15 protein-coding genes are annotated in these 22,626 nt (G+C 57.9%); 4 read left to right on the forward strand and 11 right to left on the reverse strand.

Translation table 11 applies throughout. From position 1 onward, the window contains the following. The first annotated feature begins 9 nt into the window (after positions 1–9). From G6N82_RS15315 to G6N82_RS10375, 3 genes are all read left to right on the forward strand, one after another. Entirely contained in the window at positions 10–1,488 is a 1,479-nt protein-coding gene (locus G6N82_RS15315) for a GcrA family cell cycle regulator (protein ID WP_346773730.1), read from the forward strand. Between the two features lie 101 nt (positions 1,489–1,589). Beyond that, a complete protein-coding gene (locus tag G6N82_RS10370; protein ID WP_165196213.1) occupies positions 1,590–3,398 on the forward strand; it encodes a site-specific DNA-methyltransferase in 1,809 nt (602 codons plus the stop codon). Then, positions 3,391–6,084, forward strand: a complete 2,694-nt coding sequence (locus tag G6N82_RS10375; protein ID WP_165196215.1) for a DEAD/DEAH box helicase family protein — start codon at positions 3,391–3,393, stop codon at positions 6,082–6,084. Before G6N82_RS10370 ends, G6N82_RS10375 begins: the two co-directional genes overlap by 8 nt. Positions 6,085–6,280: 196 nt before the next feature. On the opposite strand, the gene G6N82_RS10380 is transcribed toward G6N82_RS10375, so the two are convergent. The 5 genes from G6N82_RS10380 to G6N82_RS10400 form a co-directional block, all read right to left on the reverse strand. Next, positions 6,281–7,372 carry a competence protein CoiA family protein gene (locus tag G6N82_RS10380; protein WP_165196217.1) on the reverse strand — a complete coding sequence of 364 codons (1,092 nt, stop codon included), beginning with the start codon at positions 7,370–7,372 and terminating at the stop codon, positions 6,281–6,283. A 311-nt stretch (positions 7,373–7,683) separates the two neighbouring features. After that, on the reverse strand, positions 7,684–8,169 hold the full coding sequence (locus G6N82_RS10385; protein WP_165196219.1) for a hypothetical protein: 486 nt from the start codon (positions 8,167–8,169) through the stop codon (positions 7,684–7,686). A 426-nt stretch (positions 8,170–8,595) separates the two neighbouring features. Then, on the reverse strand, positions 8,596–9,249 hold the full coding sequence (locus G6N82_RS10390; protein WP_165196221.1) for a hypothetical protein: 654 nt from the start codon (positions 9,247–9,249) through the stop codon (positions 8,596–8,598). 266 nt (positions 9,250–9,515) lie between these two features. Next, a complete protein-coding gene (locus G6N82_RS10395) occupies positions 9,516–10,226 on the reverse strand; it encodes a thermonuclease family protein (RefSeq protein WP_206520165.1) in 711 nt (236 codons plus the stop codon). 145 nt (positions 10,227–10,371) lie between these two features. After that, on the reverse strand, positions 10,372–11,082 hold the full coding sequence (locus G6N82_RS10400; RefSeq protein ID WP_165196225.1) for a hypothetical protein: 711 nt from the start codon (positions 11,080–11,082) through the stop codon (positions 10,372–10,374). A 98-nt stretch (positions 11,083–11,180) separates the two neighbouring features. Between G6N82_RS10400 and G6N82_RS10405 the strand changes: the two genes are divergently transcribed. Further along, positions 11,181–11,693, forward strand: a complete 513-nt coding sequence (locus G6N82_RS10405) for a hypothetical protein (protein ID WP_165196227.1) — start codon at positions 11,181–11,183, stop codon at positions 11,691–11,693. Between the two features lie 132 nt (positions 11,694–11,825). Here G6N82_RS10405 and G6N82_RS10410 read toward each other — a convergent pair whose 3' ends face one another. The 6 genes from G6N82_RS10410 to G6N82_RS10435 form a co-directional block, all read right to left on the reverse strand. Continuing rightward, positions 11,826–13,259 carry an RNA-directed DNA polymerase gene (locus G6N82_RS10410; protein ID WP_165196229.1) on the reverse strand — a complete coding sequence of 478 codons (1,434 nt, stop codon included), beginning with the start codon at positions 13,257–13,259 and terminating at the stop codon, positions 11,826–11,828. Positions 13,260–13,817: 558 nt separating this feature from the next. Continuing rightward, the gene (locus tag G6N82_RS10415; RefSeq protein WP_165196231.1) at positions 13,818–15,536 is read right to left on the reverse strand and encodes an amidohydrolase family protein; all 1,719 of its coding nucleotides are present in this window, start codon (positions 15,534–15,536) and stop codon (positions 13,818–13,820) included. A 76-nt stretch (positions 15,537–15,612) separates the two neighbouring features. Beyond that, positions 15,613–17,064, reverse strand: coding sequence for a carotenoid oxygenase family protein (locus tag G6N82_RS10420; RefSeq protein WP_165196233.1), 1,452 nt, complete (start codon positions 17,062–17,064; stop codon positions 15,613–15,615). A 43-nt stretch (positions 17,065–17,107) separates the two neighbouring features. Then, positions 17,108–18,532, reverse strand: coding sequence for an NAD-dependent succinate-semialdehyde dehydrogenase (locus G6N82_RS10425; RefSeq protein WP_241255069.1), 1,425 nt, complete (start codon positions 18,530–18,532; stop codon positions 17,108–17,110). A 101-nt stretch (positions 18,533–18,633) separates the two neighbouring features. Beyond that, complete coding sequence (locus G6N82_RS10430; protein WP_165196237.1) at positions 18,634–21,036, reverse strand: DUF2309 domain-containing protein; 2,403 nt, start codon at positions 21,034–21,036, stop codon at positions 18,634–18,636. 25 nt (positions 21,037–21,061) lie between these two features. Next, on the reverse strand, positions 21,062–22,621 hold the full coding sequence (locus G6N82_RS10435) for a proton-conducting transporter membrane subunit (protein WP_165196239.1): 1,560 nt from the start codon (positions 22,619–22,621) through the stop codon (positions 21,062–21,064). Positions 22,622–22,626 lie beyond the last annotated feature (5 nt).

Below are 22,626 nucleotides of genomic sequence, written 5' to 3' on the forward strand. Positions count from 1 at the left end.
GCAACACGAATGATGGCCGAGTTCGGCCAGGCTCCGATGAGCCTGAAGCTCGATCTCAATACTTACGAGGAATCGCCAACCCACATCGCTGCCTTTCGCAGACGTTCCGGTTGGCTGATGATGGCAAGAGCGACGATCCAGAGTGAGCGACACCTGCTTAGCGACAAGCTGATCGTTGCCTGTTTCGATCATGGTGAACCGATCCCGTCCTGGCGTGCAGTTCATCTGACCCAATGCCACTGGCATGACCTTGAAGAGTGCTGTGAAGAGCCGCCCGAATTGCTCGACGACCTTTTGTGCGAGGAGGAAGGTGCGTTCTACCTGCGCTGGCAGCGCGAGACCAATCGCGAGCTTGCCGAGTTGCACGAACGGACCGAGCGACAGCTTGAAATTCTCGAAGCACGCAACCGCATCAATTCTCGTCAGCTCGAGCGCCAGATGGCGGAACTTCGAAGGCGCCGTAGGTTGCCGGACACAAGCCCCGAAGCGCGCAACGCCCTTTCTGCGATCATCCGTGATCTAGAATCAGAACTGGACGAGGAGGCAGCGAATTTGATTTTGCGCCGCCGCCGGATTCTGAAACGCGCTGAAGCGGCGGAAGAGGCCCTGTGGCAGCGCGAGGACATCTTGTTTGAAGTCGAGCCCCTTTTCGTCGTCCACTGGCGTGCAGGAAATCTATCAGCCGAGCGGGGCACCAGTCACAGCTGGAGAGAAGGTCACTTCTATTCGACTCCAAGAGTTTTCAATGCGCCAAAGCTCAGGTTTCCAGGGGTCGTGCTGGCTGAAATCAAAGATTCCTTGCGACGAAGCGCCGATGAAAAAAAGGAGGAAATGGCGGGACCCGATCCCGTTGCAAGGCCCCGGCCGGAAGACCTGCCCAAGGCCGCCCCCATCAGGAAGAAGATCATCGGTGAGGCCATTCCCGTCAAAGGGCTGCGCGCTCCTCCGAGGACTTTGCGGCCTAAACAGGTAACTCCCGACGGTATTCCCCGTCCGGCTGGCCAACAGACGCTCTCGGAAATCGATGAGGACCTCCAAGCCAAGCGTTCGGCCTTGGCCGAAAAGCTGAAAGCGCTCGAAATCAAGGGCCGCAAGTTCCTTCCTGGTTCACCCAAGACACGTCGCAATCAGATGGAGCGCGCAGATGTGGAACGGCAGATCGCTGCATTAGACCTCCGGATTTCTGCTGCAGCCAAGAAGCCCAAACAGGAAGCCGGACCGAAGAGAGACCAGGGGCCATGGACGCCAGAGCGGGTCAGTTTGCTGAAGAAAATGTGGTTGGAAGGTCATTCTGCGAACGAGATTGCTGCGACGCTTGGCGGCACGAAACGCAACGCTGTGATCGGCAAAGCAAAGCGCCTTGGGCTGCCCTTCATTTACGGGAAAGAAAACCCGACGGATTCCTCGAACCCGACAGACCGAACCAAGCTGGATCTGGAGCGGGAGCTTCTGCGACGGCTGGAAAGATCAGGTGATGGCGCTTCTTGAATCTTGGGAATTCGGACACTGAAAATGAATATCGGCATGTGGAAAATATTACTCTTTCTCAAGGCTATCGCGTCAGGAAACATAACGATAGAAAAGACCGTATGACCAAGAAGACCAAGCTTGAACTGACCTGGCCCGGCAAGGACGAACGGCCGAAGCTCGAACCGCGCATTCTGATCGAGGATCCCGCGAAGAGCTATCACGCCAGCGTGCGGCGGGATGGCGATGTGTTCGACAATATGCTGATCAAGGGTGACAATTTGCTCGCGCTCAAGGCGCTGGAGCAGGATTATCAGGGCAAGGTGAAGTGCGTTTACATCGACCCGCCCTATAATACCGGGCAAGCGTTTGAGTATTATGACGACGGTCTAGAGGTCTCGCTGTGGCTTTCACTCATGCGCGACCGACTCTCTATATTGCGCAATCTACTCGCCGACGATGGTGTGATTTTCATTCAGATTGACGACAACTACCTGTTCCATCTCAAAATCATTTGCGACGAGATTTTCGGAATATCTAATTTTGTAAACGTCATATCGATTAAGACCAAGAATAGCTCTGGAGCGAGCGGCGGCGGTGAAGATCGTCGCCTGAAGAAGCACACCGAGTTTCTGCTTTGTTATGGGCGTGAACAATTCACAGCTTTCAATCCGGTTTATTCAGAGCAACGATTGGATGAGTTGCTCGATGACATGGCGGCAGAAGGCAAGAGCTTTAAGTATACATCAGTTATGACCCATCGCGGATCATCCGAGTATATTGGATCAACGCTAGATGGGGCTGGCGAGGAGATTAAGGTTTTTCGCCATGTGGGTTATGAGATCAATTCTGCAACGAAGCTCGCCAAGCAGCAAAACATCAGCCTGAGCTCGCTCATTGAAAAACAATTCGAAAGAATTTTCACGACTGAAAATGCTCAAACCTCGATCAGAACAAGGGTTCAAGACTTTATAGGCGCAGAGGATGGCTTGTTCCGCATCGAATACACACCAAAATCAGGACGGGATAAAGGAAAGACCACCGAGGTATTTTTTCAAGGAGCACAAAAACGGCTGGTCAGCTTTTTCTCGAACGTTGCTGAAAAGCGGGGTTCAGTTGTGTTCAAAAAAGAACGGGTTGGGACGCTTTGGGATAAATTCAATTGGAACAACGTCACCCGAGAGGGTGGCGTCCGATTTCCAAACGGGCAGAAGCCTGAGCAGTTGATCCAGCACTGCATTGAGCTCGCCACAAAGCCACTTGATCTCGTGCTGGACTCCTTCGCAGGCTCGGGCACTACAGGCGCCGTCGCCCACAAAATGGGGCGTCGCTGGATTATGGTCGAAATTGGCGAACACGCCGATACGCATATCGTCCCGCGCTTGCAGAGCGTAATCGACGGCTCCGATCAAGGCGGGATCAGCAAGGCGGTGGACTGGAAGGGTGGTGGCGGCTTCCGCTACTTCACGCTCGCCCCGTCGCTGCTGGAACAGGACAAATACGGCAACTGGGTGATCGCGCAGGATTACAATCCAGTGATGCTGGCCGAGGCGATGTGCAAGCACATGGGCTTCACCTATGCGCCATCGCAGGACCCGGCGGAATATTGGCGCCACGGCCATTCGACCGAGACCGATTTCATCTATGTCACCACGCAGGCGCTCACCCACGAGGCTTGCGCCAAGATCGCCCATGATGTGGGCCCGGACCGCTCGCTGCTCATCTGCTGCAAGGCCTATGATGCCGCCGCCGATGCCTTCGAGAACCTGACGCTGGTGAAGATCCCCACGGCCATCCTGCAGAAGTGCGAATGGGGCCGCGACGATTACTCGCTGAATATCCAGAAGCTGCCCCAGGCAGGGGATGAGGAAGAGGTCGAGCCTGTAGGCGAAGATTTACCGCTGTTCGCGGGGGAGGCAGGCGATGACTGAGCTCAACCCCCAGCGCACCCGCCGCCAGATAGCCCAGCGCCTGTCGCTGCGCGCACCGCAGGAACTGTCGCTCAATATCCTCGGCGAGGTGCTGGAGAAGATCGACTTTGCCCAGACGATCGACCTCGACGCGCTGCTGAAGGAAATTCAGGCGCTCTACCCCAGCGTCGAGGATTTCGAACGCAGCTTCCCGTCACTCTGCTTTGCGCTTGCCACGGGTGTCGGCAAGACCCGGCTGATGGGCGCGTTCATCGCCTATCTTTACCTCACCGGCAAATCGAAGAACTTCTTCGTCCTCGCGCCCAACACCACGATCTACGACAAGCTCGTGGACGACTTCTCCAAGCAGACATCGCCCAAATATGTGTTCCGCGGCATCTCGCAATTCGCGCAGACGCCCCCGATCATCGTCACCGGCGACACCTGGCAGGAAGGCCGCGGCATCCGAGGTAGCGACCTGTTCGGTAGCGAAGCGATCATCAACATCTTCAACGTCGACAAGATCAACAAGGACAAGGGCAAGATCCGCAGCTTCCGCGAGACGCTGGGGGACAGCTACTTCGATTACCTGTCGAAGCTGCCCGACCTGGTGATGCTGATGGACGAGGCGCACCGCTATCGCGCTGCGGCCGGAGCCAAGGCAATTTTCGAGCTCGACCCGAAGCTGGGTCTTGAGCTGACGGCCACGCCAAAGTCGGTAGGTTCCAATTCGCGCGACTTCCGCAACGTGATCTACGAATACGGCCTCGGCAACGCCATGGCCGACGGCTTTGTGAAGGAACCGGCCGTTGCAACCCGCGCCGATTTCGATCCCAAGGCGTATGACGAGGATGCGCTCGAAGGGATCATGCTGGAAGACGGCATCCATTACCACGAGCATGTGAAGACCGAGCTGGAGCTCTATGCCCGCGAGACGGGGCGCAAGCGGGTCTATCCGTTCATGCTGGTGGTGGCACAGGACACCGCACACGCCAGCCGGTTGCGCGCGCGGATCGAGGACGATGGCTTCTTCAACGGCGCTTACAAGGGCCGCGTGATCGAGGTGCACTCGAAAGTGCGCGGCGAGGAAAGCGACGAGACGATGGAGCGGCTGGTGCGGCTTGAAGAGGCCGGCGACACCGACATCGTCATCCACGTGAACAAGCTGAAGGAAGGTTGGGACGTCACCAACCTCTATACCATCGTGCCGCTGCGAGCGTCAGCCTCGGACATCCTGACCGAACAGACGCTGGGGCGCGGCCTGCGGCTTCCCTACGGCGAGCGCACCGGAAACGAGGCGGTCGATACGCTGACCGTGATCGCGCACGACCGTTTCGACGAAGTAATCAGCAAGGCTCGCGAGGACGGCTCCATCGTTCAGATGAAGCAGCTGAAGATCGGCCAGGGCGGAGACGTCACAACCGACCCTCAAGTTGTCTATACCGTGCCCACCGGCTTCGAGGCGGCACTGACCGGGGCGACAATGCCTGAGTCGAAGCTGGAGAGCAGCGAGAAGCAGCAACCCTTCATCTTCGAAACGCCCGAAGAGCAGGACATTGCCAAGGTCACGATCGAACTGCTGCGTAACAAATACAGCCGTGAGCTCAAGGGCGGTCACAAGGAGCTGAATACCCCGGAGGTCCAGAAGCGCATTGTCGACGATGTGCGACGCCTGACAGAACAACGCCAGGGCTCGCTTGAGGGGATCAAGAAGGAACCTGACGTCGAACGGCTGGTAGCGGTGGTAACGGCGAGCGTGGCCGAGAACAGCATCGAGATCCCGGAGATTGTTGTCCTGCCCAGCCGCGAGGTGAACTTCTGGTTCGAGGATTTCGACCTGTCAGGCATCGACGACATCCGGTTCCAGCCGATTTCCGATCGTCTGTTGATCCGCAACTTGCGCGATCAGTCACAGCGCGAACTTGCCCGTTCGATCGAGGGGCCGCGCGAGGAGCGGGTCGAGAATTACGTCGTCAAATTCCTGATGGATTACCCGCAGGTCGATTACGACAGTCAGGCAGACCTGCTCTACAAGCTGGCGGGGCAGATGGTAGCGCATCTCCAAAGCTACCTCGCCAGCGCTGAAGACGTCGAGAACGTGGCGCTGGCCCATGGCAAGCTGCTGGCTGAGCGAATATTCGCCCAGATGAAGGCGCATTATCGCCAAACCCCGGCGGAATACCGTGCCAACAAGATCCGTTCGTTCCGCACGCTGGAACCGCAGAACATTGCCTATTCACCGGCGCGTTCACTGCCACTGACGGAGGCTGCGACGCCGCTCTCGGCCACTCCCAGCTATACCTTCCGCGGTGGGAAAAAGAGCCCATATCAGTTCCACAAATTCCACTCGGACCCCGAACGGCGCTTCGCCGTTATGATCGATAGCGATTTCGAAAGTGATGTTTTGCGCTGGCTCAAGCCTGCGCGGAGCCAGTTCCGTATCGAGTATCAGCCGGGCAAACCCTACGAGCCGGACTTCGTCGTCGAGACTAAGTCCGAGAAGCTCATCGTAGAAATCAAGGCCAGCAACCAGATGGACGATGCCATCGTAAAGGAGAAAGCGCGCGCCGCTGCGGAGTGGGTAAAGCACGCCAATGAATTTGCGACCGAGGGGGACGGCAAGGCCTGGAGATACGCGCTCATCCCAGACAGTGCATTGACGGAAAGTGCGACGCTCGCAGGTCTCTTGGGCCGATATGCGGCTTAATTCTCGACAATCCGGGGCGTATCCAAACGGAGCAGGCGGAGTGCCGTGAGTTTTGTGCTCAGTATTGGCGCTGAGGCGATTTGTCGCGGACCTCTTTAAAAGTCAGCAGGGGGCAGGTAGCGCCTAAAGGAAACCAGCCTCAACAAAGAAGGCGCATCATTGCGCCAACGGTGACGGAATCGTTTGCCGAAGCGATCTACAGGTCAGGAATGAGCCACCATTCGGGTTGACCGTCTGCCCAGTCGTCACTCTCTTGGAAAAGTCTCAACCAATCTCCAGCAAGTTTGACCGGAAATCGGCACGCAACTTTGGCCACCTCTCGATATTGGGAGAGGTAGAAATCGCCATACAATCGGTCGCACCCCAAGCAGCCATTACTGAGGTATCGCTCCTTGCGTGTGCGACTGAAGCGGACCTTAAGATGGCTCTGATCAAAGCTTTGCGGAAGGTGCAGGCGCAATTCTTCTATCAATGCATCGTGAGGCGTTAGATCGAGCAGGGACACATCGACTTTCTCTCCCGCGACATCGAGTTCGATGCCAACGATAATGTCAGTGATAACGCCGCATGCTTCGCAATCCGCCTCAGCGATCAATACCTGCGCCTCTGCCGATGCCCCAATATCCGTGATGCGCCCCCAGCGTAATCGCTTCGAAAGCGCTGCTCGGATGAAATCCGCCATCGGAGTGACGACTTTCCATCCAGCCTTTGCTTGCCGGTCGCTCCGGCTCATGCGCGACCAACGGTATGGTATGAGGGCATGAAAGCCCTCGTCCAGACTGCCGCCAATACAAGCTGCAGGAAGGTCTTGGCTAACGGGGAACCCCGGCTGTCGCAAAAGCCAAAGTCCCCTGATGCCGGATTGCTGGTAACGATCCTGTCGGCGAAGGGTTTCGTCATTCACCTGTCCCGACCATTGGACTTCAATGGCAACCATAGCGCTGCCCTTGGTAGCTAAAACATCCGCTCGCCAATGTTCACCGTCTGGTGTCGAGCCTGACACCTCCGTCTCAGCTGACCACCCGCATTCCCGTGCCACGTCGACCGCCAGGGATTTTAGAACGCGATGCTCTTCGCCCTCGTCAGCCGTGAGGCACCGTCCGACTTTCGAGTGAGCGAAGAACCGCGTGCCCCGTCGCGACTTTTTGAGGACGACAAGTGATTCACAGCAAGGCATGCGCAGATTCTTGAGCTTGCGGTTGCCGATCTTGAGCTTGTCCCACTGCTCGGCTGTCAGATCGAATGCGTGAATCCGATTATTTTTCTCGTCCAGACAACTAAGAGGCATTTTGATCTGATCCTCGGTCCATAGTGCCAGGCCAAACTAATTCACTCTATCACCTCATAGGGCCATTGCCATGCCGACTATAGAAATGGGGTGCCGCGGATGATGTCGGATCCCTTCACTCAGATTCGGAAGCGTGAGCCGACCGGATGTGCAACGCGAAGCTTGCGCGAACACTGGGCATTGATGTGTTGAGGGGACATCTGACCCTCGACTGGACGGAGGCGAACTTCGAACTTGCACTCGACGTTTCCAGGCCGAATAGCTCTCGATAATAAACTGACGGTGATGTTCCCAAGGCATTGCTATCGGACTTACTCTTCTCCTCTGAGACGAGTCCCGCTCACAATTATGTCGTAGCGCGGCGACGCAAGGTTATATGGAACGGCATCTGCTGGGATGGGATTGGTTTCGCCAATGTAGAACTGCGGCATCGCAAAACAGTCCTGATAGACATGATCGAAAGGGATGATCCGATCCGATCCGATTACTTGACTGTAATAGACCGTCGAATGCCCTTCATCTGATACCTCAATGATGAAGCCGACATTGAGAACATCTTGAGAAGCCACATTGGTTAGAGTGATTTCCAAGGGAAAGTTTGGCGTGCAATTGCCCGGACCAGCGCTGATCTCAGCCAGCACGTTGCCCTCGCCAAATTTGTCCCGATCATCTGATTTCACTGCGTTAAAGGCTGCAGCAACCGCAATCAGTAGCACTCCCACTGCGGCCATTTTGCCGCCGACTGTTGCGACCTTCTTCCAGCCGCTATCATACTTTTCGTCTGGCACGTCGTTCATCTTGCTCCCGACCCTAATGCCTGATGCCTAATCTGAAAAAGACAATCAAGCCAGAAGCTTATTTCCGTGCAATCCGAACTTGGACAACGCTATCTCGACCTCAAGTTTCATCGTTCAGAGGTTGTCGGATGATAAGTTAGAGAGAATGCCGCTCTGAGAGTCGGCTGTCCGATCCTCAAACTTGGGAGCAGGTCAAAAAGTGGCGGAACCGCAATCCAACTGCTCTTCCTGCAAGAGCTGTTCAATGGGCTATAATTGAAAGATGGAGGTCCTAACTTTGATCGTTCCACACAACCCGGACGGAGCCGATCAGGCGGTGTCGGCGTGATCCTGCCATCCAGAGCTGTGGGATTGTGAATGACAATACTCTTCCCAAATGTCTGCTAACGGCCCAATTGTAGGCGTTGGTCGGCCCCGAAGTCAGCTTCAGCTGAATCCGTTCAAGACGACATAATTAATTGAGCCATCTTGGTGCCCTGTGACTTCGATCTCAGCACCTCGATAACGAACCTTCTTTGTGTCGGACAAATTGACCGTAAACTCTCGCGTTCTCTCGTTGCCACGATCGTCGACTTCAGAAAAAAGAAACGTGGCTGCGTCTCCGCTTAGTCCAGACAGCTCAATCGCGAGTTTGGAGGTGTTCGGCCGCATCACAAATACTTTTCCGTGTTCAACGTCGGAACTCGGTCGTTTAATGCATGCCCCTTGAGAACAGAACTTGACCTCATTCCGTGAAAAATCGACATTTACTTTATATCTGTAACTATCTCCAACGGTGTTGTTACGGTAATTATCGTATTGAGTTATATATTTACCGTCGGAATCATCCTTGCAAAGTGGCTCTCCTTCAAGGACAGAGAATGTATAGGCTCCAAGAAATGTGTTCTTATTCTCATTGAATTTTGGAGTAACGCATTCTTTAATCGATCCTTTGCGTTCCGAGTAAACAACGTCACCGATTTCCGCATGACTGGCGGCACCGATGTTTGGCGTATGCTCCACCTGTGGAGTGTAATCTTGGGCCGCCGCAATAGCGGCAAAGCCTGCGACGATGGAACACAGAGCGGCAAATTTCCTCATCTGTCGGACTCCACTGATAATATCCCCGCTTAAGAGAGAGTAAGGTGGGCGTTTTGTAAATACGTTAGCGCGTTTCGAACTGCACACTTGAGCTTCAGGGCTAGCTTAGATTTCTGGCAGTCAGAGGTTCTGATCTAAGCCTCCGAATGGGCGGTAAAATTCTCTCAGCCCCTGAATTCACGGACATTCAGCGCGTCAATGCGTAACGCTACAATCGGCGAGGCAGCTTGCGTTCGTGGCGCGAAAGCGAAGCCATTCCAATCAACTCAACGCACGATTGCCCGTCGATACCCTGCGGCTTGTGCTTCTTCTTCAGTGCAGAACCAGGCTTCAGGACGCGTCGCGTTGTAATAAGGCATTCCCGGAAGGTGATAGATCCACTCCCCGCGGCGAGAATGATTGCCCTTAATCAGGCACTGGCCCTGATCTTGCCAACGACGCAGCGATGAACTTGTCGAGGCAGGCGGCCTGGCTTCGCGTTGAGGCTCTTCCTTCGACTGCTGTGCAATGCGATATTGTTCTGGTTTCTGGAATTCCCACTGCCATAATCCCGACTTGCTCGCACGTGCTCGCTGTTCTGCTGCGACATAGTCTTCGCTGTATTGCCGATAGGCAGTAGCCCAACCGGCCTCCACCATCGCCTGACCTATATCGACGCCGCTGATACGGCAGACTGCCACCATGCGACCATGTGCATCGGTTGATTTGCGGAGACACGAGAGGGACGCATCACCAATCAGCGAGGCAAGTTTAGCTTTCGCCATTTCACCGCAAGCAACTGCTGCACCATTGTCGAAACACTGCTGATCAAGCTCCGGTGCATCGATACCAAACAGGCGAACTTGCAGTCCGGCGATCGACAGAGAATCGCCATCGGCAACCTGTGCAGTTCCCTGAAGTGATTGCGCTTGGCTGCCTGTTGGAATTGATGCGCCCAAGATTGCTGCCGCTATGATGAAAGATCTCGTGAAGTGCACTTTGTCCTTTCCCAACATTGTGGCTGCCGCAGATTATTCGCGAAGAGAAGTTAAGGCTAGGTGGAATACCAGCAGCGACGCCGATGATTAGGGCTCGAAGTCCTGGGATGCGGACCAAACAGAACCATTGGTGGACGCTAGACCGTCACGCAACCAGCTCGACCTTTTCGCTCTTATCACAGAATCGCTTGATCGACGTCCTGACAGCTCCATCCAAATCCGGAGGAGCAACCGTAACAAATAGAATGTTAGGCGCCACCCTTCCCCTAACAACCGGAAGAATAGCGCCAGTCCCACATACATCCAGAAGTCGATCTCGGACTTCATGGGCACGAGCAATGGGGTCACACTGCCTGGCAAATTGAATGCCCACTACCACTTTGCCCATGCGCACATAGTCTGCTGCTTCAGAATAAAGTGCATACTTTGGGGCGGTTCGGCTGGTCATAGACGGGACCTCGAACCCATTGTCAGGATCAAGAAACACCAGGCCGCAGTCTTTTAGTGCCTGTAGACCATTGGCATGCCAGACCTGACGATCGCTCGAACAGATACTCTCTGAGTGATAGGCGGTTGATCTCGGAAGCAAGCCCCACTCAGCGATATGATCGATACGCCGCGCTGCTGGGTCCTCAAACTGAGAAATCAGGTCAAATAGATCAGGGTCCAATGTCCGCCAGACTCCCCCTTTGAGGTGATGGCGCTTCTCACCATCGTTGTTACCTGGCCGATCGACATTCTCCGGTCTTGCCAAATACCAGTTCACTCCGAGACGAAGGCTGAGATCGTCATTCAGTTGCCTCAGCAAAGCGTATTTGATGAAATCATGTGAATCGCCAAGATAGCGCTCCTGCATCGCAATCCTCCCAAAGGTCCTTGTTCTTTATCAAGACGAAGAGATGACCTACCTGCAATAGGGCTGAATCATTTTTGCCGCTTGGAGGAGATTTGGCAGTGGCAAACAAAGTCAGTGAAGCGCAACTCGACCAAGCATTCGCCGAGGCATTCGAAGACAGTTTCGCGTTTCGCGCTTGGGTTCTGCAAGGCGGCCGGTTTGCGCACCTTGCGAATGAATCTGCTCTTCTCATCAACGAGCAAGCGGCTGCTAGAAACAGTCGGGTGAACGCTTGGTGGCGATGGTGGTGGTGCCGTCTACCAGATGGCAGCGAAAGTGAGACCGACCTGTTCTTCGTGTTTCAATCGCAAGCATTTCGCTTCGCGCTACACATTGAGAACAAGCCTAGACACGGCAAGCTTACATTCGCGCAGGCAGCTGACTACCGGCGCCGGGCAGCCTTTATGTCAAATGACGACCGATGGTTGAATTACAGCGACTTCGAAACGATACTTCTCGCTCCACAGACGTTCATCGAAGAAAACGCGGCATCAGCGGGGCAATTCGATCGTGCCATCACTTATGAAGACGTAGCCGCTCATGCTCCTCTCTTTGAGAAGGCAATCGATTAGGACGCACACACCTGCATCGTGAAATTCTGGTAGCGGAGGAGGGAGCCGAACCCTCAACACGCACATTATGATCGCAACTGGAAAGGCCGGTAGACGCGTCCACGTAGGCGCGGCATCAATGGGATTTGGGGATTAGTCGTAGTTTTCCCAATCGCGGCCATCAGTCCATAGCAGTTCTTGAAGACCAGCGCGGTCCCAATCACGAACCTGAAAATCGTCATCAGTCAAGTTCCAACCATCGAAAGCGCTGACAGAGAAGTGCTGTATACCCGTTAGGTAAAACTCAACCCCCTCATTTCGCAGCAGTTCGTAGTGATTATCTTCGTCATCGACTGTGCCAATCTTTGTGAAGGCCGGCGATGTGTCCCAGCCATGCCGCTCGATTTCATAAAGTGGCAGCCACGCAGAAGTGTCGAGGCCAGACTGTTTGTAACGCGACCTCATAGCCGCAAGGGACACACTAAAAAGTCCCTCTGATCGACCGTGATAGAGGACAAGATCAACCAATTCGTTAGCTACACCTATGCACTGCGCGCACTGGGCCGCGCCCACCTTCGTTCGGAGAAAAATTGCAGAGTAGAGGAACCATAGAAGATTTCCGACATCGTTCCTACGCGAGCAAACATCGACACCCCATTTGATTAATCGATTGGTATCAGCCGAAACACCATCCCTCTTGTAAATACCAAGGAGGAGCGGCAGAATAAATCGAGCCTGGTGAGGCGCTGCATAAAGAAGGCGTTGGAGATATTCCTGCACTGTTTCCTGTTGTGAGTGGGAAGATAGCACTCTTGCAAATTTCTTCAGTGCGTAACCGATAACATTTGAATTCTGATGCTTTTTGGCAAGATGATAGAGGACTTCGAAGAACTGCTCGACGAAGTGTTCATGGCGCCCATCAAGGCTGTCAAAGCTCCGCTGAAAATTTGACGGAGCAAAGTCCAAGCCATGTTGAACGGAGGTCTTGAAGTCGTTGAGGCGGAGACCATAGCGGCCAATTACACGAACGAACTGGCTTTCCGCGCCTTCGGCTTCGTAAGTTGATAAGACGCCAAACTGGTAATCGTCGATTGCATGAAAAATTTGCGTCGAGGCCAGACCGGAACCTGGTGCTGTAAGCTCAGCATCAATTCGAGAGAGAATGATTTCAGAGACAATTCTCGACGTGTCTGGACCAATCGCTATGCCGATTGTTTGTGCCTGATTACAACCCCGCACGAGCACATCTAGCGTGTTGCTCCAATCGCCGCGAAGCGTGCGTGCTCGATATAGCGCCTTTGCCTTCTCCTTCCCCAACACGGCCCACGGGATAGAGTGAGTGTAGATTGAGCCGTAAAACCTGTTCAGGTCGAGGCTCAGGATAACCGGGTAAACGCTAGCAAGATGCTGTTGTCGCTTCCGCTTGGCTGCAAGCGTTGCCGTTCCAATAGCTCTCCCGGGAGCGGCGAGAGCAGGGAAAGCCGGTCGAACGCCCGAACAAGAACTTAAATTATACGCTTTCGTTATATTGGACCAATTCTCGGCTATGAAACTGCTAAGAAGATAATAACTTACAGGATTAATCACTCCAAAAGTCCTAAGTGGGCCGCGGAACGTCGCACCATCGAACGAAATTGTGCTCCCCACGTAATTGTTACCCGCGGTGACCTTTCCGATCGCTCTAGAAAAGTTTCTCGTGGCAAAATTTGGAGGGAGCTCGGTGGGATAGAATCCCCGGTCAAGCAATCGAGTCAATCTAATGCGTTTCGACATTCCTTGTCTTAACGCACTAAATCGATTTGGAAATAGTGCAAGAACCGGTCTCCGCAATCAAGTGTGGCATACTATGCTGCCAGCGGACCCCCCTCCATCTCACCAATGAAATCCCCGTCCTTCTCTCGATCATGGTGAGGTGATCGAAGACATCGTAATTGATGTTGTTCGATCTTTACGAAGCAGTTGCGCGAGGTTTCACTATATGGGGGTCATTGTGGGGGTCAAACTCGAATTTTCAATTTGGAAATTTATAAATTTCAGCTAGTTGCAAGAAGAGAGAGATCCCTCTTCTGGCACCACTTTTTCCGCAAGCGCAAGCAGGATCAGTCTTTAACTGTGGGCGGGGGAGTGCCGACCCTGTGTCCCGGCTTAGGCTGCTTGAGCGCCGCGTACCAGCTTGCCCGGCAACACCCCGGTTGGTGCGTCGTTTCTCCGAATGATCTTGCCGGAGACAATCGTGGCGTCATAGCCCGATGCACGCTGAGTCAGGCGACGCCCGCCCGCTGGCAGGTCGCGGACGATCTCAGGCAAGTGCAGCCGCAAACGATCCATATCGATGACATTGATATCGGCCTTGGCGCCTACGGCCAGCACTCCGCGGTCATTGAGGCCCACGGCCCGGGCTGCCTTGGCGGACAGCATGTTGACGGCTGCAGCAAGGTCGAAACTCAACCCCTCCCGGTTTCTGCCGCCGACAAACTCCGACAATAAATATGTCGAGTAGCTGGCATCACAGATCGCTCCATAATGTGCTCCGCCATCGCCCAGAGCGGGAATGCAGTGGTCATGGCTGAGCATGGTATGTGCGCTTTCAAGGCTCGCGTTCTCGTAATTGCCCAGTGCTGCCAGGAAAAACCCTCGCCCGTTCGTTTCAAGCAAGCGATCATAGGCGACTTCCTGCGGCGTGCAGCCCCTGGCACGTGCATGGTCGGCCATGCTCAGCGACTTGGGCGGGGCGTAGTCAGGCGGATCGTCGAGCGGGAAGAGCCATTCCCAATTGCGCGCCAATTCATTGAAGGGATGGCCGGCGCCAAATTCTTCAGACAGAAGCGCTGCGCGCATGTCCGGCTCGCGCATTGCTGCGACTTGTTCTTCAACCGGCAGGTCTGCGATTTTCGCCCAGCTTGGACACAGTACGAAGGGGTGCACGGTCAACTTAAGGCCCGCAATCAAGCCAATCGGTCGCGGCATCACTTGCGCCGTGACTTGGCCGCCATTGCGAGTTGTTTCCTCGATCATGCCGAGAACTTTACGCCAGCGAGGCGGGGCATCATTGCCTGAGGCAAGCGTGAAAGTCGCCGGTCTCCCGCTGGCTGCAACGACCTCTTCGATCACGCGATATTCCTTGTCCCACCCTTTAAATGCATCGAGCACAATCTGGAACGTGCCGCCGCCTGCATCTGTCATGCCACGGCAAATCTCGGACAGTTCCCTGATGTCAGTTTCGAAGCTCGGGATGCTCCCGCCATCCGCGGTCTTGTGGATGGAAAGGCGAGACGTGGCAAAGCCCAATGCGCCTGCCTTGACCGCTTCGGCTGCGAGCATCCGCATCTTGGCCAGATCTTCGTCTGTGGCCGCCTCTCTGTTCGCTCCTCGCTCTCCCATTACGTAGACTCGCAGGGGGCTGTGGGGAAGATAAGCCGCGACATCGATATCGCGCCGACCGGCATCAAGCCTGTCGAGATATTCTGGGAAGGTTTCCCAATCCCATGGCAGCCCCTCGGACATGACGACGCCAGGGATGTCCTCCACCCCTTCCATCACATTTATGAGCAGATCCTGGTCTTCGCGGCGGCAAGGGGCGAAGCCGACCCCGCAATTGCCCATGACGACCGTCGTTACCCCATGCGAAGATGACGGGCTTAGTTCCTGCCCCCAAATCGCCTGGCCATCATAATGGGTGTGCACATCGACGAAGCCGGGCGTGACGATCCGGCCCGTGGCATCAATTTCTTCAGCACCCTCACTCGCAAAGTCGCTGATCGCGGCAATCCTGCCGCCCGATACAGCAATGTCGCCGGAGAAAGGCGCAGCGCCGGTTCCATCAACGATGGTTCCACCGCGAATGACGAGATCGTATTGAGCCATGCCCGACCTTCTTGCTGCCGATGTGCCAAACGCAACCTACAAAGCGCGCAAGGCCTGATCACCTCATACTTGTGTGCTAGGCAGCTTGTTCGAACACCGGCGCGCCGAGCGGACCATCGGCCGTGTAATAGTTGCAGTGGAAGCCGCTGGGGATGCGATAGGGGATGAAGACCCGCGCGATCGGCCCGGCGGCAATGTCCCGCGCCTGGAAAATCGCCAATTCGGTGTGATGCGAATTGGCCGGGTGGACCAGCGTCAGCGCATAGCCGTCCGCTTCGTCAGTGGCACCCACCCGCGGGGCGAAGATCAGTTCGCCGCAGGCCGCCCCGTCTCCGAAGTGATAAAGGTCTTCCTTGCCGGTCGTGGTATCGAAATGGATCGCCGCATCCATGCCGTCGACCCGTCCGTCGGTGGAATGGAGGTTGCAATTGGCATAGCCGTGGCGCGTCTTGCGGGTCATGAACCGGTCATCGGGGCGCGGGAACTGGATATCGCGATCGTTCAGCGTTTCCTCTTTTACCTCGTCGGTGGCGCCGGTCAGGTCGATCGTCCAGCGCCGCAGCTCCAGCGCGGTATCCTTGTGCGTGTTCATCGACCCATCTTCGTTGGGGAACAGCGCAGTGCCGTTGGCCGCGGCGACATCGGCGATCAGCTTGCCGTCTTCCTCCCATGCGTTGAGTTCGTGGAACATGTGCCGCCCCGGCATTTCCAGCCAGCGGATCTTGTCGGTATCGCCATTGCGCGGGAGCATCGCCAGCTTTGACGAGCGACCGCGCACCCAGGCGTTCATCGGCCCGCCCTGCATGAACCGCTGGATGTTGGTTTCAAGCGGATTGAACGGGAAGATCACCCAGTTTTCCGTAACCATGAAGGTGTGGACCATGCTCATGTAAGGCGCATCGAACTGCACATTCCTTACGATCTGTCCGTGCTTGTCGATGATGTCATAACGGATTTCGGGCTTGCCCATCGGGCCGTTGATCATCCAGCCGAAGCTCAGCATTTCACCATTGAACTGATCGACCTTTGGGTGGGCGGAGAACGGTCCGGTGACCGTGCCGCCATAGTCGAGATATTCGCGGGTGCTAAGGCTGCGGGGATCCATTTCGATCGGCGGGGCGCCTTCCATCAGCGCCAGCAGCTTGCCGCCGTGCAGCACGATATTGGTGTTGCCGGTGTTGTAGCGCATGCCCTGTACGCTAGGGTCGCTCTCCATCGGGTTGCCGAACACGCCGAACAGGCGCCGGCCGGCCTTCAATTCCGCTTCGAACTTTTCCGTGCGCACCCATTTGTTGCGCATCGAAACCCGGCCGTCCTCGAAGAAGAAGCCATAGACCATCCCGTCGCCATCGAACCAGTGATAGCCTTCGGGCGGATCATAGAGCGGTTCGCCGCCGACGCGGTAGAACACCCCGTGCAGGTCATCGGGCAGCTCGCCATGCACGATCAGGTCAGGTGCATCGGCCTCGAACCGCATCGGTTGGTGGTGGCCGGTGAGATAGGGGTGATCCTTGAACGGTTGCGCCATCGTCAGCGTTCCTTCCTCGGTTGTGGGGTGATGCAGGCCGCAATCATGCCAGGCCGCTCATCAGGCAGTATTTCAGCTCGAGATATTCATCGATACCGTGCTTCGATCCTTCGCGGCCCAGGCCGGACTGCTTGATCCCGCCAAAGGGCGCGACCTCGCTCGACAATATTCCGTCATTGACTGCGACCATGCCGTATTCGAGCGCTTCCATAACGCGCCAGGCGCGCCCGATGTCGCGCGTGTAGAAATAGGCTGCGAGTCCATATGGCGTGTCGTTGGCCAACGCGATCGCTTCGCTTTCATCGGCGAAGGTCATGATCGGCGCGACAGGGCCGAACACCTCGGTCGAGACGATCTCCATGTCCGATTGCACGCCGGTCAATACGGTTGGCTGGTAGAACAGCGTGCCCTTGTCAGACGCGGCGCCGCCGACCGCGGCCTTCGCCCCCCGTTCCAATGCATCGCTCACGAGGCGGGCAACCTTGTCATGCCCGGGCCGGTTGATCAGCGGGCCGATCTGCGATCCCGCTTCGGTTCCTGCGGCGACCTTGAGCGCGCCGACCCGGTCAGCCAGCTTGGCAGTGAATTCGGCTGCCACGCCTTGCTGGACCAGGAAGCGGTTGGCGCAAACGCAGGTCTGGCCGGCATTGCGGAACTTCGATGCGATCGCGCCTTCGATCGCGCTGTCGATATCGGCATCGTCAAACACGATGAAAGGTGCGTTCCCGCCCAGTTCAAGGCTCAACTTGGTGACGTTCTGGGCCGACTGCCGCATCAGGATCTTGCCGACTGCGGTCGATCCGGTGAAGCTGAGCTTGCGGATCAGGGGGTCGCTGCAGAACAATTCGCCAACCGGCTTCGGATCGGTGACCGGCACGACCTTGAAGATCTCGGGCGGCACCCCCGCCTCGAGCGCCAGCTGCTCCAGCGCCAGCGCCGACAGCGGCGTCAGTTCGGCGGGCTTGAGGATGATCGAACAGCCCGCCGCCAAGGCCGGCGCGACCTTGCGGGTCACCATTGCGATCGGGAAATTCCACGGCGTGATCGCCGCACAGGTGCCCACCGGTTGCTTGATCGTCAGGATGCGCTTGTCCGGCGCGAACGAGGGAACGGTCTCGCCATAGGTCCGCTTGGCCTCTTCCGCGAACCATTCGATGAAGGCCGCGCCATAGGCAACCTCGCCCATCGATTCAGCGAGCGGCTTGCCGCATTCCGCAGTGACCAGTTCAGCCAGCGCGGACTGGTTCTGCATCACCAGGTTGAACCATCCCCGCAGGATATTGGCGCGGTCCTTGGCAGTGCGCGCGGCCCAGGCGTGGCGGGCGCGATCCGCAGTCTCGATCAATGCGCGGATTTCGTCGAGATCATAGCTCTTGATCCGCGCGATGACTTCGCCGGTAGCGGGATTTTCGACCGCCAGCTGACCGTTGCCTTGGCTGAATTCTCCCAGAAATGAGGGTTCTGTCACATGCATCCCTTGCTTTGCCGCCCGAATAATCGGCGAGATCGGGTGCCGACGCGCCTCTCATTGTTGCCAGTGCTTGCAAGGGGTGCGCGGGCCTGTGAAGACTAACTGCGCGTATCCTCTTTCCAGGACAAGTTGCCGGCATAACGCTGGGCGAGCCTGCCGTTCTCATCGATAGCGAACAGGTGCAGCCAGCGATTGTCGAACAGCGCGCGCACTTGTGGGTGTTTCTTGAGGATCGCTGTCATCGCTTCGACCGGCGCTTCGATGCAAACCGAAAGCCGCAGCGGTTCATGCACCAGCTTCTCGCCATCATGGACCGACTGCCACGAAAGCCCGGGGCGCATGTTGCCGCCATTGCCTTCGAACACGCCGATCCCGCCCACGACATTGTGCAGCAGCTTGTTGCCTGCACCGAAGGCCGCCGGAGCCACGGTCGAGCCGTAATATTGCAGGCTGATCCAGCTGGCGACGACCACCGGCGCGGTCATGATCAGCTCGAGCACGGCAAACCCGTTTGTCTCGTCTTGCCGCCAGTCATAGTCATGCAGGAAGGCGCGCCCTTCGAGTGCGCGGCCGCTGGTGCGATGGCGTGGAGCTGCGATGAAGGCCTTGCAGCCGGCCAGCGCCCATTCGGGCCGCACCTCGGCCCAGTCGCGTGCGCGGCGGACGATATCGGTGTCGCCTGAAGCATGCGGCAGGCGGAGCGCGCGTTCGGCCCGGGCCAGCGCGCCTGCCTGTTCCAGCCAGCTACGAACCTTGAGGAGATCGGCGGGTGATGTGATGCCTAGATCGCCATCATAGAGCGTTACGCGGTCAGTGGTCGTGTCATGTAGTGCAGCGATGAACACCGTGTCCGCGGGCACCTCGATCCCCCGGGGAACCAGGCCGGCGCGCACTTCCGGGTCGTTGAGCAACCCGGCGAGCAGCCGTGCGTTGACCTCCCCCGAATAGCCCCCGCATGCGCCGCAATGCAGCCCGCTTGCATGCGGGTTGTTGGTGACATTGGCGCCATGGCCCGCAATCAGCACGATCGGTGCGAAATTGCCGGTGAGTGACATGGCCTTGAGGATCGTATGCGCGGCATCGATCCGTGCGTCGGGCGCTAGCTCGGGTGACAGGCGCGGGGCGGGGCCGCCCGGTGTGTTATCGGCGCCAAGCCCCAGCGCATCCTTCAAAAGCTTCACGACATAGAGCGGGCCGGTTGCTTCGACGAAAGCGAAGGAAGACACCGCAGCAAATTTGAATCGCCCCCAGGCCCGCTTGGCGCGCAGGGTGAAGCGGGCCGCCCGGTCGCGCGCAGCGTCGCTCTCGTCGCCCGAGACCGAAGTTACAGACGGGTTGAGCACTACTGGCAGGCGCTTTTCGGCAACGTCGGAGGCAAAGCCGCGATGGTCGGCGGCAAGCCCGAAGAAGCCGGCAAAGCCGATCGTCTGGATCGAGGGATCGGCGCTTTCCAGCGCGCGGCGGAACACTTCGGAACGAACGTCGATGCAGAATGCGGCTTGCAGGGCCGGGCGATCGGCCTGAGGCGCTGCAACCGGCAAGGCCAGCGTTGCCGCCAACTGGCGCTGCGCCGCGCGTTCGGCGGCTTCCTGCAGGATTTCGTCCACCACGTCGCTGGTGGTGGCGACGGTCAGCCGTGCATGTTCCGCGCGAACCTCGGCCCAATCCCCAGCGATGGCACCGCGATCCTGCAGATACAGCGCCTCTTCCCACAGCAGGCGGATCGCCAGCAAGTCGGACAAGGTATCGTCTGTCCCGCCGGCCAGTTCGGCCTGCCACAGCTTGTAGCGCGCGTATTGCGCCCAGCCGCCGAGCGAGAACAGCATCTGGTGGAAGAACCCTGGCAGCGCGGCTTCGTCCAGCCCCAGCGTGGCAACAACGCGCGCCACCAGCATGCGCGGGTTCTGCGGCGACTCGGCCACGATCCGGGCAAAACCCTCAAGGCCCATGATCTCGGGCGTCAGGTCATGGGTGGCATAGGCCTGCCAGGCTTCCCAGGCCGAACGTCCGGGAATGGCCGGCCACAGCGCTTGCCCCTCGTCGAAATAGCTGCCCAGCCACGCGCCGATCCGGTCAGCCAGGATGCCGGGCCAATCGATCCCGCTGGCCGCCGCTGACAGAGCGGCGATGCTGGCGAGTGCGGCGGGCGAGGGCCGGTCGCTGGCAATCGCGAGTTGCAGGGCTTCGAGGTTTGCGGGCTTGTCGTCATGCGGCGATACGGCAAGCGCCGCGGCAAGGTTCGCATCACAAATCTCGCCCGCGCCAATGCGTTCGCGGTACCAGCGGCGCGGCATGGTCACCGGCACGCCGCCGACCTTGCGCAGCGTGGCTGCGGCTCCGGCCAGGCTATCGCCCGCCTGCCCAAGGAAGGGGTTCACCGCCACCGATGAAGCGAGCGGCCATGCCGGCGGCACCTGGCGGATGGCGTATTCAATCGCATCCTCGATAGCGACAGCGATTGCGGGAGCATCAAACTGGGCTGCGGGAAATTGCGCGGTCATCGTGTCGTTTCCTTGCATGGGGTGGTCAGCGGACATTGCGGGTCGACCAATTGCCGACCAGCCGGTCGAACACCGCATTGGCATAAAGACCGTTGGAAAGGTGTACCCGCAAGCCGGAGGCGGCGGGATGGGTGGCCCAGCGCGGGAACAGCGCCTGTGCGACTGCGGTCAGCCCGAAGCTGAATACCGCCAGCGCAATCAGCGTCCATTCGAGCGGACCCGGCGCAGGAGTGGCGGGCAGGGTGCCCTCCGTGAGCCATTCGGAGCCGCGCTGCAGGCCGAAATAGCCGAGCGAGGTGAGGACCGAATAAAGCGCGGTCTGGCGGGTCAATTGGCGCGGGGCCTTGTCTGCCAGGCCCTGCGCAAGAAGATAGGCCACGCCGAATACCAGGATCGCGCCCAGTGCGATCGCTTGCGGTGATTTATCGGCCAGCCCGAACAGCGCGCCGATGGCGGCATATATGCCCAGCGCCAGGGCAAAGGCGGCAGCGACATTGCGGCCGCTCGGTACGGCGATGGGGCCGGGCCGGCGGACCGCGGAAACCACCTCCACCGCAGTGCCGGATGAAAGGAAGGCATGCGCCTTGTAGAAGGAGTGGGCAACGATGTGCAGCAGCGCGAGCGGGAAGAGGGCAAGGCCGCACTGCATGATCATGAAGCCCATCTGGGCAATGGTTGACCAGGCAAGCGAATTTTTCACTGCCGGCTGGCCCAGCATGGCAAGCCCGCCCAGCAGCGCGCTGAAACCGCCGATCATCACCAGGGCCGCAAGGACGCCGGGTGAAAGCAGCATGACGTCAGCAAAGCGTACCAGCAGGAAGCCGCCGCCATTGACGACGCCGGCATGGAGCAAGGCCGAGACCGGGGTTGGCGTATCGACCACTTCGGTCAGCCAGCCATGGGTCGGGAACTGGACCGATTTGAGCACGGCGGCGAAGGCGAGCAGCCCGGCTCCTACGATTGCGCCGGTCGGGGCGATACCGCTGTGTGCCGCGGCGAAGATCGTCGCCAAATCAGCTGTGCCATAGGCCCACCAGAGTAGCGCTGCCGCACCGGCCAGCGCGATGTCGCTCACCCGTGCGACGATGAATTTCTTGCGTGCACCGCGGATCGCCTGGATCCGGTCTGGGTAGAATAGCAGCAGGCGGTGCAGGCAGAGGCTGGTGGCGATCCATGCCGTAACCAGGTGCAGCAGGTTTCCGCCAAGCACGAACAGCAGCACGGCGGCGAGCGTCGCCGCCATCCAGCCCACAAAGGTACCCTGGCGCTCTTCACCGTCGAGGTAGTTGGCGGAATAGCGCAGCACCACCCAGCCGATCATGGCGATCATCGCCAGCATGGTCGCGCTGACCGCATCGAGCCGGATCGACAGCCCGACCCCGCCGATACCGAGCACGGGCGACGTAGCGGGGCCGCCAATCACCAATTGGGCGATGCTGGCGAAAGCCACTGCGATGGCCGCAAGGGCCGCACCCTCCGCCATGCGCAGCAGCCATCCGGGCCGCCGTCCGGGCGCAAACAGGGCAAGGATCGCGACCACGGCAAACAGAAATGGCGCGGCGAGCGGGAGGAAAGTGTCGAACATATGGG

The sequence above is a fragment of the Altererythrobacter sp. BO-6 genome (genome assembly GCF_011047315.1).
Classification (GTDB): Bacteria; Pseudomonadota; Alphaproteobacteria; order Sphingomonadales; family Sphingomonadaceae; genus Erythrobacter.

Excerpts from the sequence above, each read along its gene's own strand:
- G6N82_RS15315 (WP_346773730.1), top strand. The coding sequence starts at position 10 with ATGATGGCCGAGTTCGGCCAGGCTCCGATGAGCCTGAAGCTCGATCTC.
- G6N82_RS10370 (WP_165196213.1), top strand. The coding sequence starts at position 1,590 with ATGACCAAGAAGACCAAGCTTGAACTGACCTGGCCCGGCAAGGACGAA.
- G6N82_RS10375 (WP_165196215.1), top strand. The coding sequence starts at position 3,391 with ATGACTGAGCTCAACCCCCAGCGCACCCGCCGCCAGATAGCCCAGCGC.
- G6N82_RS10380 (WP_165196217.1), bottom strand. The coding sequence starts at position 7,372 with ATGCCTCTTAGTTGTCTGGACGAGAAAAATAATCGGATTCACGCATTC.
- G6N82_RS10385 (WP_165196219.1), bottom strand. The coding sequence starts at position 8,169 with ATGAACGACGTGCCAGACGAAAAGTATGATAGCGGCTGGAAGAAGGTC.
- G6N82_RS10390 (WP_165196221.1), bottom strand. The coding sequence starts at position 9,249 with ATGAGGAAATTTGCCGCTCTGTGTTCCATCGTCGCAGGCTTTGCCGCT.
- G6N82_RS10400 (WP_165196225.1), bottom strand. The coding sequence starts at position 11,082 with ATGCAGGAGCGCTATCTTGGCGATTCACATGATTTCATCAAATACGCT.
- G6N82_RS10415 (WP_165196231.1), bottom strand. The coding sequence starts at position 15,536 with ATGGCTCAATACGATCTCGTCATTCGCGGTGGAACCATCGTTGATGGA.
- G6N82_RS10420 (WP_165196233.1), bottom strand. The coding sequence starts at position 17,064 with ATGGCGCAACCGTTCAAGGATCACCCCTATCTCACCGGCCACCACCAA.
- G6N82_RS10430 (WP_165196237.1), bottom strand. The coding sequence starts at position 21,036 with ATGACCGCGCAATTTCCCGCAGCCCAGTTTGATGCTCCCGCAATCGCT.
- G6N82_RS10435 (WP_165196239.1), bottom strand. The coding sequence starts at position 22,621 with ATGTTCGACACTTTCCTCCCGCTCGCCGCGCCATTTCTGTTTGCCGTG.